Genomic DNA, 13,329 nt, shown 5'->3' with positions numbered 1-13,329 from the left:
TTGCTTAACGTTTCTGCAGTGCGTCCTGTACGCTCGCGTGTAACGCCAACCCACTAAAATCCTCCGGGCGATAATAATGCGCCGGGGCTGGCAAGTTGTGCATGGAATCCCCAGGCCAGAGTTGCAGCTCCGCCAGTTTCGCCAGCGTTAATCCCTCAATCTGTAGCGGCAACGTCAGGCGTTGCGGAGCGGCATACTCGAAGGGGGGTTGATTGGGCAGACGATTGTTGCTGGTGGTGTAATCCCGTTTTAAGACTAAAAATTTCTCCGGTACTCGGCGGTGGCTGTCCCACCAATCGCCGTCAATGCCGTCAAACTGCCGCTGGGTTTCGGCAATCGAAACTGCGCCAAGCTGGTGCAATGCCTCGGGTAGCAGTGTCTCCATTGCGCTGTTGTAACTGGCAACGGATATCGCGCGCCCTTGCAAGATAGCGTCGATCGCCAACCTTGCCCCTAGCAGGTTGGAATACAAATCCTCTGGCGTAAATGCAGAAATCTCTTCAGGAAATCCGGGCACCGATTGGTAGCCGTACCACTGTGCCACTTCATGCCATGCCGCCATCTGGAAGGCGAGCTCCCCGGCCAAGTAAGCCGCTAACGTATAGCGCTGAGCAGCCTCTTGCGGTGGGGTGAAGGCGTTCAGCTGTATACGACGCTTTGCTAATTCCGGGCCAAGATCGAGTGTCCATTGCTGGCCCAGCTTAGGCAACAGCTGGCTGAACAGGAACAGGGTGTTGTCGGCGGTATCACGAACGTGAGCGATGTCGATAAATCCCCCACGATAGGTGTAGACCAACCCCAATTGCTCACTGCCCAACCCCATCAAGTTGCCGACGGCATTGAAAGCGCTGTCATTATAGTGATGTGCGCCAAGCCGATCGGCGTCTACGACGTTACCCAATTGATAAAACGGCACCGGGATGCCTAACGCCTGTACTTTGAGGTTATAGCCAAAGGCACAGCAAGGGCGCAAACCATTCGGTGGCGAGAGTGGCTCAGTCACCGGCCAGGCAAGAGGGCTCTCACGGGTAGGTTGCGAGGTGATCAGCGTTTCCAGGGCCTTGGCGGGCAGTAAGGGGCTAAGCAGCAAAAATATCAGCGCAACAAAACGCATTAAAAAGCTTCTCCTACCTGAAAATAAAACCCGCTGCTTTCACGCCCGACCCCAAAATCGAGCCGTACGTTCATCCGCGGTTTGAATTCAAAACGGTAGCCAACCCCCACCGTCGGCAACCAAGGCCCTTGGCCCAGATCACCGGTTTTGCGGTTTAGGGTTCCGGCTCCAGCCCAGAGAACATAACCGTGCCGCCAGTTCAATTTGCGGCGATATTCAACCTGGCCGCTGAACGTATTCCTGTCGCGATAACGTCCTTGGTAATAGCCCCGCATCCGTTTGTCGTCGCCCAGTTCAGACAACCTGTCCCAGGGGACATCGCCAGTGGTCAGACGGCTGTAGACATCGAGTGCCAATACGCTCTTCTCACTCAGACTGTAATAGGCGTTGTATTGGCCTTCAAGGGTATTGAAGCGGCTATCGCCGCCCAATTCTGGCGCGAAATAGGTGTCGCTCAGGCTGAGAAACTGGCCACGGCTGGCATTAGAAACGAAATCACGCGTATCGTAGCTTAACGAGCCACTGATCCCTGAACTGATCGATGAGGTGCCAGCTGCTTGAGCTTTGAACAGGCTGCTATCTCCCCTGTCGGGATCGCTGGCGTGCGTCGAAGAAAAATCCCAGCCAGCTCCCGCGTAGGTGGCATTGGCAATACGATACAGCAGCTGTGGCGCTATCTGGAACGATTGCTGGGTGTATTTTTCCTTATTGCCGTCATGACGCCCGGCTTGATAACCGGTGCCCCAGAAATAGGTGGGCATATTATTGAGGGAGCCGCTGGCAAAGAAGCGCCATTGGTCGTTAGCGAAAAAGCTGTAGTTTTCAAAGCCAACGCCGAAGGCACCGGTACTGCTGAAAAAGCCTTTTAGCGCCAGCGTCGAATTTTGGCTGACGCTATCAAGGCTGTCTGGCCGGTACATGCCCACGACAGCGGTGCCGATGCCAAGACCGAGTTCTGGGGTATAAAACGGGCCGGGCAACACACCCCAATCGATGGTTTTACTGCTGTCGAAATGATTGTCTGAACCCAGAGGGGCTAGCATCCCATCAACTTGCTGACGTGACAGCAAAGCGGCATGAGCACAGGACAGCAGAGCGAGCAGGGGCAACGTCAGGTAGCGGAGCGGCATCGCCATCAGAAGCGATATTCACCCGAGACCATAAAGCTGTTGCGTTGGCTAAAGCCAAATTCGGTCAACAGGTTGAAATGCCGCGTGATCTCATATTGTGCACCCAGCAGCACATTCCAAGGTGATTGCAGATGCTGCTTCACGTCGAAACGGCCTTCTCCTTTCTGATTGGCGATGGCGATCAGGGGCTGAAGCGCTGCGGGCATCTGCAAATCAGACAGGCTGCCTCTGAACTCCTGCTGTACATCCTGGTACATGCTGCCGACCCACAGGTTCAGATTGCTTTGGCCTTGGATACCGGGCACCTGGAAGCGGTAGCCGACACGGGGTGTCACCGTCAGCGCGGAAATTTGGCCGTCAAGGATATTGAAGCTGGTACGGGTATAGTTGGTATCGAGCGTGGTGAACCAGTTCTCATAGCCCCCGGCTAGCGTGATGCCTGCGCCGTAAGTGGTGCCTTTGAAATCGAGCTTGAAGTCCAGATCGCGCAGTTGCCCGCTTTGGTTCAGACTGTGCACGGCAGACGCGATGATACGATCCAATCCTTTGTATTTACTGGGATCGGCGTCCACAGAGACCTGAGACAACGAGCTGCCTTTGGTATGGCCAACAATGCCGTAAACGTTGAGGAATGGGAGCAGCCAAGTGTCCAGACGCATGGTTTCCGTTTTGCTCTGTTCGCGGGTTTTGCCAACGCCGATGTTGAACAAATCCGACGGAATGGCGAGCGATCCCAGGCCTAGTCCGGAAAAGTTAATACTGTCGACATTGATATTCTGCCGCATGTTCATGTAGTTGACGCCAATACCGAATGGCTCTGGCAGCTCATAGCCGCGGGCTCGAGCCTCATCCCCCCAAATGGGCAACATACGATGTTCTGGCTGAGGCGCTGTCGTCGGTGCGTTGTGTTGGACGGTTGGCATCGCCGCACCTTGGGTGAATGGTGGACGTTTTGCTTCATCAATGAGTTGTGCGGTAGCGGCGGCATCAGGCTGTTGCGCCAGAGCCAGGGAAGGAATGAAGGTAATAACGATCAGATTCAGGATGTTATAAGAATGCAGTGGTTTCATTAACTCGACCATTACCCTGATAAATTCATAGAATTTATAGGTATGTAGTGTAAAGGTGCTTGGAGAGTATATTAAAGTCCTGTGGCTTATAGGGGCATTAAGTGCGTCTTGGTCGTGCTATTTTTCAGGTAAGGGCGTCAGGGCACAGTGGGTTGTGCCCTGACGATAGAATGGTATTACTGACGTTTTTTCAACAGCCGTAAGGCGTTGGCGGTCACCAGCGCGGTTGCCCCAGAGTCTGCCAATACGGCCAGCCACAGGCCGGTCATCCCCAGCAGGGTGGTGACCAGGAAAATCGCTTTCAGTCCAAGCGCAATGGTAATGTTCTGGCGAATATTGGCGTGTGTGGCGCGGGAGATGCGGATCATCTCGGCAACGCCGGTCAACCGGTTGTGCGTCAGCGCGGCATCGGCCGTTTCCAATGCCACGTCGGTACCGCTCCCCATCGCAATGCCAATGCTGGCGGCCTTCATCGCCGGGGCATCGTTGATACCATCGCCGATCATGGCGGTAGGTTGCAACTTGCTCAGCTCGGTTACTGCGTTCACTTTGTCTTCCGGCATTAACCCGGCGCGGTAATCGATCCCCAATTCATTGGCAATAGCGGCCGCAGCGCGCGGGTTATCACCGGTGAGCATCACACCACGAACGCCTAACTGCGCCAACTCGGCAATCGCCTGTTTAGCGTCGCTACGCAGGGTGTCACGCAACGCCAGCAAACCGATAGGCTGCCCGTCCTCTAACACCACCACTGCGGTTTTACCCGCCGTTTCCAGCTTCTCTACCTGGCTGCGCCATTCGCTGCTCAACTGATTTTCCGTCAACTTGCCCGGTGCGCTGATCAGGATAGTTTTACCGTCAACCTTCCCCTCAACCCCAATACCCGCCAACGCACGGCGGTTCTCGGCCAGTGGTAACGCATCCCCGTTTTGTGCTGCGCGGTTGACGACAGCTTGCGCCAAGGGGTGGTGTGAGCCCGTCTCGACTGCTGCTGCGATGGCCAGCAGTTGCTGCTCGCTAAGCCCGTCTACAGGCAGCACGTCGGTCACAGTCGGTTTGCCTTCGGTCAGCGTCCCGGTTTTGTCGAACGCGATGGTTTGCACTTGGCCCAACTGTTCCAACGCAGCACCGCCTTTAATCAGTGCGCCCCGGCGTGTAGCCGCCGCAAGACCAGAGGTGATGGCCGCTGGCGTAGAGATGACCAAGGCACAAGGACAACCAATCAGCAGCAAGGTCAGACCCCGGTAGATCCACATCTCCCAAGGTTCGGCAAACAGCAGCGGTGGCACCAGGATCACCGCCACGGCCAGCAGCATGATCGCCGGAGTGTAGTAACGGCTGAAGCGATCGAGGAAGCGCTCAATTGGTGCGCGGCGCTCTTCGGCCTCTTCAATCAGTTGCAGGATACGGTCGATGGCATTTTTGCCCGGCTCGGAAGTGACTTTCATCTGCGCAGCCTGATCGACGGACAGGCTGCCGGCGGCCACTTTCTGACCTTGTTGGCGTTCTACCGGCACGGATTCACCGGTTAAAGCGCTTTCGTCAAAGCTGGCGAATGGGTTTAGCAACTCGGCATCGGCAGGCAAGCGGCCACCGGGCGCGATCTCTATCACGTCACCGGGGCGCAGGCTGGCCACCGGTACGCGTTTACGTACGCTGCCCTGGATAAGCAGAGCATCTTCCGGCACCAATTCCATCAATGCTTTCACGCCACGGCGTGCACGATTGGCCGCGTAGGATTCCAGCAGTTCCCCCACCATAAACAGCAACAGCACCATGGCCGCTTCGGCGGTGGCACCGATAAACAACGCACCGATGGCGGCAACGCTCATCAGGGTTTCTATGGCAAACGGTGTGCCTGAACGGATCAGGCGCAGGGCTTTGCTGGCAATCGGCACCAGGCCGACCAAGGTGGTAGCGATAAAGGCAATTTCACCCAGACGTGGGTTGAAGAAGTCGAGAACCCAACTGAGCACCATCAGCGCGGAGAGCAGCAGCAGGGGGCCGTACTCACCAAACCGGGAGGCTTTCGGTTCATCACCTATTGCCGCCGGGGTAGTCCCCAGCAGGGTAAAGCCAGCCTGTTTTACCGCGTCCTGGATCCGCACGCTGACGTCGGATTGGGCATCCACCACCAGTTTTTCCGTGGCAAACAGCACGCGAGCGCTGTCGACGCCGGGGATCGACGTTACGGCATTTTCGATTTTCTTGGCACAGCTCGGGCAATCCATGCCGGTGACTTTCCAACTGAAACGCTGGCTGCCGGAAGGGGGAACGGCAGCCAGTCTGTCGCTTTCCTCATCCGGGTCGTCGGGGCCATCGCTACTGCAACAGCTGGCACCGTGCTCGTGGGCCGCTTGATGGTCATGGGCAGCGGTTGCTCCCACCGGGGTTTTTTCACTGCTACAGCCATGCTGGGTTTTGGCGTGGTCATGACTACAGCCGCAGCTGTGATCGTGATTATGTTCTTGATGCTGATGCTCTTGGTGATTATGTGGTTTATGAGTCTGCATAGCGCCCCCTTCAGGCAATCCAATATCATCTCAACAAGCACTCTACACCTTGGAGCTGACTCCAGAGTCAAGCGCGATATGAGAATTATTGTTAATTGCAGGGGCGCTACGGATCCGGTTGCCCGAACCCGTAGCCTGGCATTACAGATATAGCGAGCGGACGATGAGGAAATGCCCGGAGAAGTAGCAGAAGGCAACCACGGCATCTGCCGCGCGGAAGGTAAAGCGGTAGCGGTTCAGCAGCCAGACGATATTCGCCAACAGCAGCAGCGAGGTACCCGCCAGCAATGAGAAGCCAAAGTCGGTACTGCGCAGGAAATATTGTTCCCCCGCCAGCCACACCATCAGCAGCGTCATGGCAACCAGTGTGGCGATTGGCCAGCGCATTTCTTCCAACCGGCTCCAGATGATGGCCAGCAGTAGCGCGCCAATCACCAGCAGCACCAGCGGCAAGGGCCAGAACAGGCTGAAGGTCATCTGGCTGGCAAAGCTCAGGGTATACAGCAGGTGTGAGAGGAAGAAAGCCCCGATGGCGTACAGCACCCGCTCACGCGGCAACAGCAGCAAGGCATCACCCGCCAGCGTTGCCAACAGGCCCAAAACGATCAGGTAACCCGCGGGGCCCAATACCGGAGCCTGCCAGGCCAATAACAGCAACAGCAGCAAGGTGACCGGTTTAAACACCCAGCGCTGCCAGCGCGGGCCGCGATAGGAGGCATCAACGAACAACCAACCGGAAAAAAATACGGCAAGGAACGGCCAACTCATATGTCTTCCTTATTTATGATAGGAGCCGGGATAACCAACCCCAGGTTGTCACTTTCTCAGTGTAAGCAGCGCGCGTGGGTTCGACAATGCTTTCTTCTGAATGCTATGTTTACGCGGTTTTAGGCGTGAATGAAATTCGCCGGGTAAAAAAGGAAAACCGTCAATGAGTAAGCCACCGTTGTTCTTTGTTGCCGTGATCGCGCTGATTGCGGTGCTGGCGACCCGCCAATACCTCAACAAACGCCGCCAGGATGCGGATAATGACCGCCAGCCGGTGCGTACATTGCAGGTGGAAGTCAGTGCCAAGCGGGAGTTCCCCTCGCCGAATCGTCGTTCGCGGCAGCGGGAAAACATCGTGGTGGAAGATATGCGTTACGAAGTGTACTTCCGTCCGTTGACGGGCGGCAGCGAGATCAAAATACCGTTGCCGCAGCAGCAATATAATCAGATAGATAAAGGCGCTCAGGGTACGCTGAGCCTACAGGGCACCCGTTTTATCTCCTTCACGGCGCAGAAATCGTAGGGGCGTTAATTGCTGGTTGCTGACAGCTTGCGTTGCACTGAGAGCAGGGTACGGCGTCTTATCCAGCCGCTAGCAGGCCGAATAAGCGCCCAGTAGCAGGCAAATAGCGCTTTGACCCGTGGCGTAGGGCACCAGACGAAGGTTTCTGTTCGCAGCCGGGTATGTCCAGCGTTGTCTTGTATGACCATAAAACGCAGCACCAGCTTGGCGGCCGCGGGATCGGTAAAATGGTGAAACTCGTCGGCACTTTCCAGCTTGTGCACGCCCAATTCCGGCCGCCAGAACCGACCAGCCAATCCAAAAGAAACTTCATGGCTATTTTGCTGCAGCAGGGTAAAGGTGTCGAAACCAAAGGCTGCCGGGGGAGTTTGCCTGGTGCCGAAGTAGCGTTGGCGTAACCTGCCGGGCAATTGACGCAGCATCAGCAAGCGTCGGATGAAGGGATCTTCCTCCATATCCAGAGCGAGCACCGCCTGGATAATGGCTTCAGGCGAGGCATCAATGGGATGAGACTGATGTTTCTCATAAAAGCTGAAGGCGGGAAGATAAGGGGACGCGCCTTGCCAGCGCCGACACTCCTGTTCATTAACGAATCCCAATAATGCCATCATCCGTTCCTTAGGTTTAAAGGAATTCCCGGCTAGCAACGGGGCGCGGTAGGCTGCGCCCGCTAAAAGGCTATTTTTTCTTCAGCGGCGGCTGCTTTTTCTGCCAGTCCAACAGCTCAAACACGCCAAAAATAAAGATCTTGGTTTCCAGCCAGCGGCTGATGGGCTGATCTTTCGGCTGGGTGGACTTCAGTAGCACCAGCTGTAGCCCGTGCATCACCACCATAAAGAACAAGGCTACGTTGATGAAGTAGGTCAACGGCTTGGGGTACGGGTGAAACAGGTTGGTGAGCAGAAAGCCCCACACGCACAGCATCAGCAGACGGCCCAGATTAATCAGCATGTTCGGTTTTCTCTTCAAGGGTACGGAGGTAAAGGCGATAGGCTACCTGGCCGGCGACCTTCTCGCGGTGCAGTGTCCAGGTCGCAGGAACATCGGTGGCGGCGCTTTCGGCTTCGGCCTCAACGTAAATCCAGGCCTCGTTCGCTAACCAGCCCTGTTGTTCCAACAGCGTGATGGTTTCGGCCAGCAGCCCTTTGCGGAACGGGGGATCGAGAAACACCACGTCAAAAGGTTGCCCGTTGCCTGCCAACCAAGTTAAGGCATTGGTATTAACGACGTTGCCATTGCCTTGCAACAGCGCCAGGTTTTTCCCCAGCTGTTGTGCGACTGGCCGCTCGTATTCCAGCAGCGTGGCGCTTTCGGCATAGCGCGACAAGGCTTCCAACCCCAACGCACCGCTACCTGCGAAGCAGTCCAGACAGCGAGCGCCGCGGATCACCGGGGCTAACCAGTTGAACAAGGTTTCGCGTACGCGGTCGGTGGTTGGTCGCAGCCCTTCGCTGTTGGGCACCGGCAGTTTGCGCCCGCGCCATTGGCCGCCGATGATGCGGATTTGGCCAGCGGAGGCCGTCTGCGGCTTTTTGAGTGCGCCGCGCGGTGGTTGTTTTGCCATAAAGAGTCTTAATCAGTTGCGGGGTTAACGAAAAGTTACCGCTATTCTATACCCAATCGTTAATAAGTTGCAGCCTGGAGGCGATGGGGCGCAGTACAGGCAGGGGGGGCAGTAAAACTACCTCTATGAAAGCATTGCCGATGCGTGTTGCTGTGCCAGGGAAAGTGATAGACTCGGCGAATTAATTTTTCGCATTTGCAAGCCATTGGTACGGAGTAGGGTCAGAACATGGCAAAAGATAAAAAACGTGGGTTTTTCTCCTGGCTGGGCTTCGGCCAGAAGGAAGAAGAGCAGCAACAACCTGAATCTGCCGTAGAACAGGCGGAACAGCAGGCCGCAGAAACCCCGGCTGCCCCCAAACTGGACGACAAGCTTCCTACCCAGGAATCTGCTCCAGCCGCCACCAAAGATACCCCAGGGGAGTGGGATAGCAGCCTGAGCGGCGAGCCTATCACCGAAAATATCCTGCCGCTGGATGAACACCACGCTGAGCCGGTGGCGATCGAAGAAGTCACCGTAGCGCAACAGCCTGAGGCGCAAGTAGAAGAATCCGAGCTGATTGAAGCGCCTGCCGAGATTATCGAGCCTGAACCAGAGGTGATTGAAGCGGTTATCGAGGCGCCTGCTGAGATTGTCGAACCTGAGCCAGAGCTGGTTGAAGCGGTTATCGAGGCACCTGCCGAGATTATTGAACCTGAGCCAGAGGTGATTGAAGCGGTAATCGAAGCGCCTGCTGAAGTTATCGCACCTGAGCCAGAGTTGATTGAAGCGGTAATCGAGGCGCCTGCTGAGATTGTCGAACCTGAGCCAGAGCTGATTGACGAGGTTATCGAGCCAGAACGGGAAGCGGAACCTGAACAGCCTGAACTGCTGGCTCCGGCGGTAACACAAGAGCAAGAGCGCCCTAGCAAAGAAGGCTTCTTCGCCCGTCTTAAACGCAGCCTGCTGAAAACCAAACAGAACCTGGGCTCCGGTTTTATCGGCCTGTTCCGCGGTAAGAAGATCGACGACGATCTCTTCGAAGAGCTGGAAGAACAGCTGTTAATCGCCGACGTTGGCGTAGAAACCACTCGTAAAATCATTGAGTCTCTTACTCTGCACGCCAGCCGTAAGCAGCTGAAAGACGCCGAATCGCTGTATGGCAAACTGAAAGAAGAGATGGCGGAAATTCTCGCCAAGGTGGATCAGCCACTGGATGTCGGCGGCAAAACGCCGTTCGTGATCCTGATGGTTGGCGTCAACGGCGTGGGTAAAACTACCACCATCGGCAAGCTGGCGCGTCAGTTCCAGGCTGAAGGTAAATCGGTGATGCTGGCCGCAGGCGACACTTTCCGCGCCGCCGCGGTTGAGCAGTTGCAGGTCTGGGGCGAACGTAACCGCATTCCGGTCATCGCTCAGCATACCGGTGCCGACTCTGCTTCGGTGATCTTCGACGCGGTGCAGGCGGCTAAAGCCCGCAATATCGATGTGCTGATCGCCGACACCGCCGGTCGCCTGCAGAACAAGGCTCACCTGATGGAAGAGCTGAAGAAGATCGTGCGGGTGATGAAAAAACTGGACGAGCAGGCCCCTCATGAGGTTATGCTGACTCTGGATGCCAGCACCGGACAAAATGCGGTTAACCAGGCGAAATTATTTAATGAAGCCGTGGGCCTGACCGGCATAACGCTGACTAAACTGGACGGTACCGCCAAAGGCGGGGTGATCTTCTCCATCGCCGATCAGTTTACTATCCCGATCCGTTACATCGGCGTTGGTGAAGGCATCGAAGATTTGCGGCCGTTTAAGGCTGATGACTTTATTGAGGCACTTTTTGCCCGAGAGGATTGATACGGATGATTCGCTTTGAACAGGTCAGTAAAGCTTATCTGGGCGGACGGCAGGCCCTGCAGGGGGTAGATTTTCATCTGCGTCCGGCGGAGATGGCGTTTCTGACCGGCCATTCCGGCGCGGGGAAAAGTACCCTGCTGAAACTGATTTGTGGGATTGAGCGGCCAAGCGCCGGTCATATCTGGTTTGGCGGGCATGACATCAGCCGGTTGAAAAACCGCGAGGTGCCTTTCCTGCGCCGCCAGATCGGCATGATTTTCCAGGATCACCATCTGCTGCTGGATCGTACGGTGTATGACAACGTGGCAATGCCGCTGGTCATCGCCGGAGCCAGTACCGAAGATATCCGTCGCCGCGTTTCGGCTGCGCTGGACAAGGTTGGGCTGCTGGATAAAGCGAAGAACTTCCCTATTCAGCTTTCCGGCGGTGAGCAGCAACGCGTTGGCATTGCCCGCGCGGTGGTGAACAAGCCAGCGGTACTGTTGGCAGACGAACCGACCGGTAACCTGGACGACGCCCTGTCGGAAGGGATCCTGCGCCTGTTTGAAGAATTTAACCGCGTTGGGGTGACGGTGCTGATGGCAACCCACGACACCGGGCTGATCGCCCGGCGCAATTACCGCATCCTGACGCTGAGCCAGGGCCGTATGGTAGGGGGAGCACAGCATGGCGAATAATGCAAAAACCGCCAAGAGCAAGGCACTGCGCGGTGGCTGGCGTGAACAGTGGCGCTACGCCTGGATGAACGCCATTGCCGATATGCTGCGCCAACCGCTGGCAACGCTGCTGACCGTGATGGTCATCGCCATCTCCCTGACGCTGCCGAGCGTTTGCTACATCGTTTGGAAGAACGTCAGTACCGCGGCGACACAGTGGTACCCAACGCCACAGCTGACGGTGTATCTGGATAAATCCCTCGACGATGACGCGGCGGTCAAAGTGCTGGATGCCATCAAGGCCGAGGCCGGGGTGGAGAAGGTGAACTACCTGTCGCGTGAAGAGGCGCGGGGCGAGTTCCGCAACTGGTCTGGTTTTGGTGGCGCGCTGGATATGCTGGAAGAAAACCCGCTGCCAGCCGTGGCGATTGTCACGCCGCAGATGAGTTTCCAGAGTTCCGATACGCTCACCACCCTGCGTGATCGCGTAGCGGCGGTGCAGGGCGTGGATGAAGTCAGGATGGACGACAGCTGGTTTGCTCGCCTGGCGGCGCTGACCGGGTTGGTGGGCCAGGTGGCCTTGATGATCGGCATACTGATGGTGGTGGCGGTGTTCCTGGTAATTGGTAACAGCGTGCGTCTGAGCATCTTCAGCCGTCGCGATACCATCAACGTGATGAAGCTGATCGGTGCTACCGACGGTTTTATCCTGCGGCCGTTCCTTAATGGTGGTGCAATGCTCGGCTTCTTCGGCGCGCTGTTGTCGCTGGTTCTGTCTGGCGCGCTGGTGTGGAAGCTGGAGTCGGTAGTGACCAACGTGGCGAAGGTATTTGGCACCACCTTTACCCTGCATGGCCTGGGTTGGGATGAGGCGCTGTTGCTGCTGCTGATCTCGGCGATGATTGGCTGGATTGCTGCCTGGTTGGCCACCGTGCAACATTTACGCCGATTTACACCACAATAGTGAATTTTTGGTATACTCTTCTCCTGCTGCGGCCCGGTTGCCGTGCTGCGGGAGAAGAGCTGCCAGACCTCAACATCTCCGATCTCTTCTCAAACGCACAAATTCCCAATCAACCTGAGCTTGCATGACGTATTGTCGTGTGCACTGTGTGTGAAAAACGGTGAACTTTTGGGGTTGAGCACGGTCCAAATCTGCAGCAAATGTTTAGGTGCCCGGCTTGTGGAACCGCTTTTGCAACAGCAACTGCCGTAAGATCACTAACTCCCCCGCCGTGAAATCACCTGCATGACCAGTTTTATCAAGAGAGGGTTTTGAATGACCAAAGAAATGCGCACTTTAGCCTTAGTCCCACAGGGCAGCTTGGAAGCCTACCTGCGGGCAGCCAACACCTATCCGATGCTGACGGCAGAGGAAGAGCGGGAACTGGCTGAACGGCTGCATTATCAGGGCGATCTGGAAGCAGCTAAGCAGCTCATCCTGTCTCACCTGCGCTTTGTCGCTCATATTGCCCGTAACTATTCAGGGTACGGTTTGCCGGTGGCAGATCTTATCCAGGAAGGTAATATCGGCCTGATGAAGGCCGTGCGTCGCTTCAACCCAGAGGTTGGCGTACGTCTGGTGTCCTTTGCGGTGCATTGGATCAAGGCAGAAATTCACGAGTACGTGCTGCGCAACTGGCGTATCGTCAAAGTGGCGACCACCAAGGCACAGCGCAAGCTGTTCTTCAACCTGCGTAAAACCAAGCAGCGTCTGGGCTGGTTCAACCAGGATGAAGTGGAGCTGGTCGCGCGCGAGCTGGGTGTCACCAGCAAAGACGTGCGTGAGATGGAGTCGCGCATGGCGGCACAGGACATGACCTTTGACCCAACGCCGGAAGACGAAGGGCGTGACGGTCATGCCATGGCCCCAATGCTCTATCTGCAAGATAAAAGCTCGGACTTTGCCGAAGGGATCGAAGAAGATAACTGGGAAAGCAACGCCGCAGACAAACTGGCCTACGCGCTGGAAGGTCTGGACGAGCGTAGCCAGCATATCATCCGCGCTCGCTGGTTGGACGACGACAACAAGTCCACCCTGCAAGAGCTGGCCGATCAGTACGGCGTCTCTGCTGAGCGTGTGCGTCAGCTTGAAAAGAACGCCATGAAGAAACTGAAGATGGCGATCGAAGCCTGATACCGATATAGCGCTTAACGCTCG

13 protein-coding genes are annotated in these 13,329 nt (G+C 56.3%); 5 read left to right on the top strand and 8 right to left on the bottom strand.

The genetic code is table 11. From position 1 onward, the window contains the following. Window positions 1-4 precede the first annotated feature (4 nt). The 5 genes from IMQ33_RS17160 to IMQ33_RS17140 form a co-directional block, all read right to left on the bottom strand. Complete coding sequence (locus tag IMQ33_RS17160; protein ID WP_065684881.1) at window positions 5-1,114, bottom strand: DUF4056 domain-containing protein; 1,110 nt, start codon at window positions 1,112-1,114, stop codon at window positions 5-7. Further along, window positions 1,114-2,262 carry a BamA/TamA family outer membrane protein gene (locus tag IMQ33_RS17155; RefSeq protein ID WP_370572563.1) on the bottom strand — a complete coding sequence of 383 codons (1,149 nt, stop codon included), beginning with the start codon at window positions 2,260-2,262 and terminating at the stop codon, window positions 1,114-1,116. Before IMQ33_RS17155 ends, IMQ33_RS17160 begins: the two co-directional genes overlap by 1 nt. Beyond that, entirely contained in the window at window positions 2,250-3,314 is a 1,065-nt protein-coding gene (locus IMQ33_RS17150) for a hypothetical protein (protein WP_196062394.1), read from the bottom strand. The genes IMQ33_RS17155 and IMQ33_RS17150 overlap by 13 nt, the downstream gene beginning before the upstream one ends. Before the next feature lie 176 nt (window positions 3,315-3,490). After that, complete coding sequence (locus tag IMQ33_RS17145; RefSeq protein WP_196062393.1) at window positions 3,491-5,827, bottom strand: zinc/cadmium/mercury/lead-transporting ATPase; 2,337 nt, start codon at window positions 5,825-5,827, stop codon at window positions 3,491-3,493. Window positions 5,828-5,968: 141 nt separating this feature from the next. After that, complete coding sequence (locus IMQ33_RS17140; protein ID WP_021181510.1) at window positions 5,969-6,595, bottom strand: lysoplasmalogenase; 627 nt, start codon at window positions 6,593-6,595, stop codon at window positions 5,969-5,971. Between the two features lie 163 nt (window positions 6,596-6,758). On the opposite strand from IMQ33_RS17140, the gene IMQ33_RS17135 reads away from it, so the two are divergent. After that, entirely contained in the window at window positions 6,759-7,118 is a 360-nt protein-coding gene (locus IMQ33_RS17135) for a DUF2500 domain-containing protein (protein WP_021181509.1), read from the top strand. A gap of 5 nt (window positions 7,119-7,123) precedes the next feature. Here the strand turns inward: IMQ33_RS17135 and IMQ33_RS17130 are convergent, their stop codons facing one another. The 3 genes from IMQ33_RS17130 to rsmD all read right to left on the bottom strand — a co-directional run bounded on the left by IMQ33_RS17130 (window position 7,124) and on the right by rsmD (window position 8,682). After that, entirely contained in the window at window positions 7,124-7,729 is a 606-nt protein-coding gene (locus tag IMQ33_RS17130; protein ID WP_226906650.1) for a hypothetical protein, read from the bottom strand. A gap of 67 nt (window positions 7,730-7,796) precedes the next feature. Then, window positions 7,797-8,069: a DUF1145 family protein gene (locus IMQ33_RS17125; protein ID WP_021181508.1), complete on the bottom strand. Its 273-nt coding sequence runs from the start codon at window positions 8,067-8,069 to the stop codon at window positions 7,797-7,799. Further along, complete coding sequence (rsmD, locus tag IMQ33_RS17120) at window positions 8,059-8,682, bottom strand: 16S rRNA (guanine(966)-N(2))-methyltransferase (protein WP_065684886.1); 624 nt, start codon at window positions 8,680-8,682, stop codon at window positions 8,059-8,061. Before rsmD ends, IMQ33_RS17125 begins: the two co-directional genes overlap by 11 nt. A gap of 228 nt (window positions 8,683-8,910) precedes the next feature. Here rsmD and ftsY point away from each other — a divergent pair, with 228 nt between their 5' ends. The 4 genes from ftsY (at window position 8,911) to rpoH (ending at window position 13,305) form a co-directional block, all read left to right on the top strand. Further along, window positions 8,911-10,512, top strand: coding sequence for a signal recognition particle-docking protein FtsY (gene ftsY / locus IMQ33_RS17115; protein ID WP_196062392.1), 1,602 nt, complete (start codon window positions 8,911-8,913; stop codon window positions 10,510-10,512). 5 nt (window positions 10,513-10,517) lie between these two features. Further along, window positions 10,518-11,189 (top strand): cell division ATP-binding protein FtsE, encoded by a 672-nt coding sequence (gene ftsE, locus IMQ33_RS17110; protein WP_021181505.1) that lies wholly within the window; start codon window positions 10,518-10,520, stop codon window positions 11,187-11,189. Next, window positions 11,179-12,132, top strand: a complete 954-nt coding sequence (gene ftsX / locus IMQ33_RS17105) for a permease-like cell division protein FtsX (RefSeq protein WP_024484638.1) — start codon at window positions 11,179-11,181, stop codon at window positions 12,130-12,132. Before ftsE ends, ftsX begins: the two co-directional genes overlap by 11 nt. 315 nt (window positions 12,133-12,447) lie before the next feature. Further along, window positions 12,448-13,305: an RNA polymerase sigma factor RpoH gene (rpoH, locus tag IMQ33_RS17100; protein WP_021181503.1), complete on the top strand. Its 858-nt coding sequence runs from the start codon at window positions 12,448-12,450 to the stop codon at window positions 13,303-13,305. Window positions 13,306-13,329: the final 24 nt, after the last annotated feature.

The organism is Serratia sp. Res13-Sevr-LER1-36-b, assembly GCF_015673035.1.
Taxonomy (GTDB): domain Bacteria; phylum Pseudomonadota; class Gammaproteobacteria; order Enterobacterales; family Enterobacteriaceae; genus Chania; species Chania fonticola_C.
This window is presented reverse-complemented; position numbering and strand designations above follow the sequence as displayed.

Excerpts from the sequence above, each read along its gene's own strand:
- IMQ33_RS17150 (WP_196062394.1), bottom strand. The coding sequence starts at position 3,314 with ATGAAACCACTGCATTCTTATAACATCCTGAATCTGATCGTTATTACC.
- ftsY (WP_196062392.1), top strand. The coding sequence starts at position 8,911 with ATGGCAAAAGATAAAAAACGTGGGTTTTTCTCCTGGCTGGGCTTCGGC.
- IMQ33_RS17125 (WP_021181508.1), bottom strand. The coding sequence starts at position 8,069 with ATGCTGATTAATCTGGGCCGTCTGCTGATGCTGTGCGTGTGGGGCTTT.
- IMQ33_RS17140 (WP_021181510.1), bottom strand. The coding sequence starts at position 6,595 with ATGAGTTGGCCGTTCCTTGCCGTATTTTTTTCCGGTTGGTTGTTCGTT.
- ftsE (WP_021181505.1), top strand. The coding sequence starts at position 10,518 with ATGATTCGCTTTGAACAGGTCAGTAAAGCTTATCTGGGCGGACGGCAG.
- rpoH (WP_021181503.1), top strand. The coding sequence starts at position 12,448 with ATGACCAAAGAAATGCGCACTTTAGCCTTAGTCCCACAGGGCAGCTTG.
- rsmD (WP_065684886.1), bottom strand. The coding sequence starts at position 8,682 with ATGGCAAAACAACCACCGCGCGGCGCACTCAAAAAGCCGCAGACGGCC.
- IMQ33_RS17135 (WP_021181509.1), top strand. The coding sequence starts at position 6,759 with ATGAGTAAGCCACCGTTGTTCTTTGTTGCCGTGATCGCGCTGATTGCG.
- ftsX (WP_024484638.1), top strand. The coding sequence starts at position 11,179 with ATGGCGAATAATGCAAAAACCGCCAAGAGCAAGGCACTGCGCGGTGGC.
- IMQ33_RS17160 (WP_065684881.1), bottom strand. The coding sequence starts at position 1,114 with ATGCGTTTTGTTGCGCTGATATTTTTGCTGCTTAGCCCCTTACTGCCC.
- IMQ33_RS17130 (WP_226906650.1), bottom strand. The coding sequence starts at position 7,729 with ATGATGGCATTATTGGGATTCGTTAATGAACAGGAGTGTCGGCGCTGG.
- IMQ33_RS17145 (WP_196062393.1), bottom strand. The coding sequence starts at position 5,827 with ATGCAGACTCATAAACCACATAATCACCAAGAGCATCAGCATCAAGAA.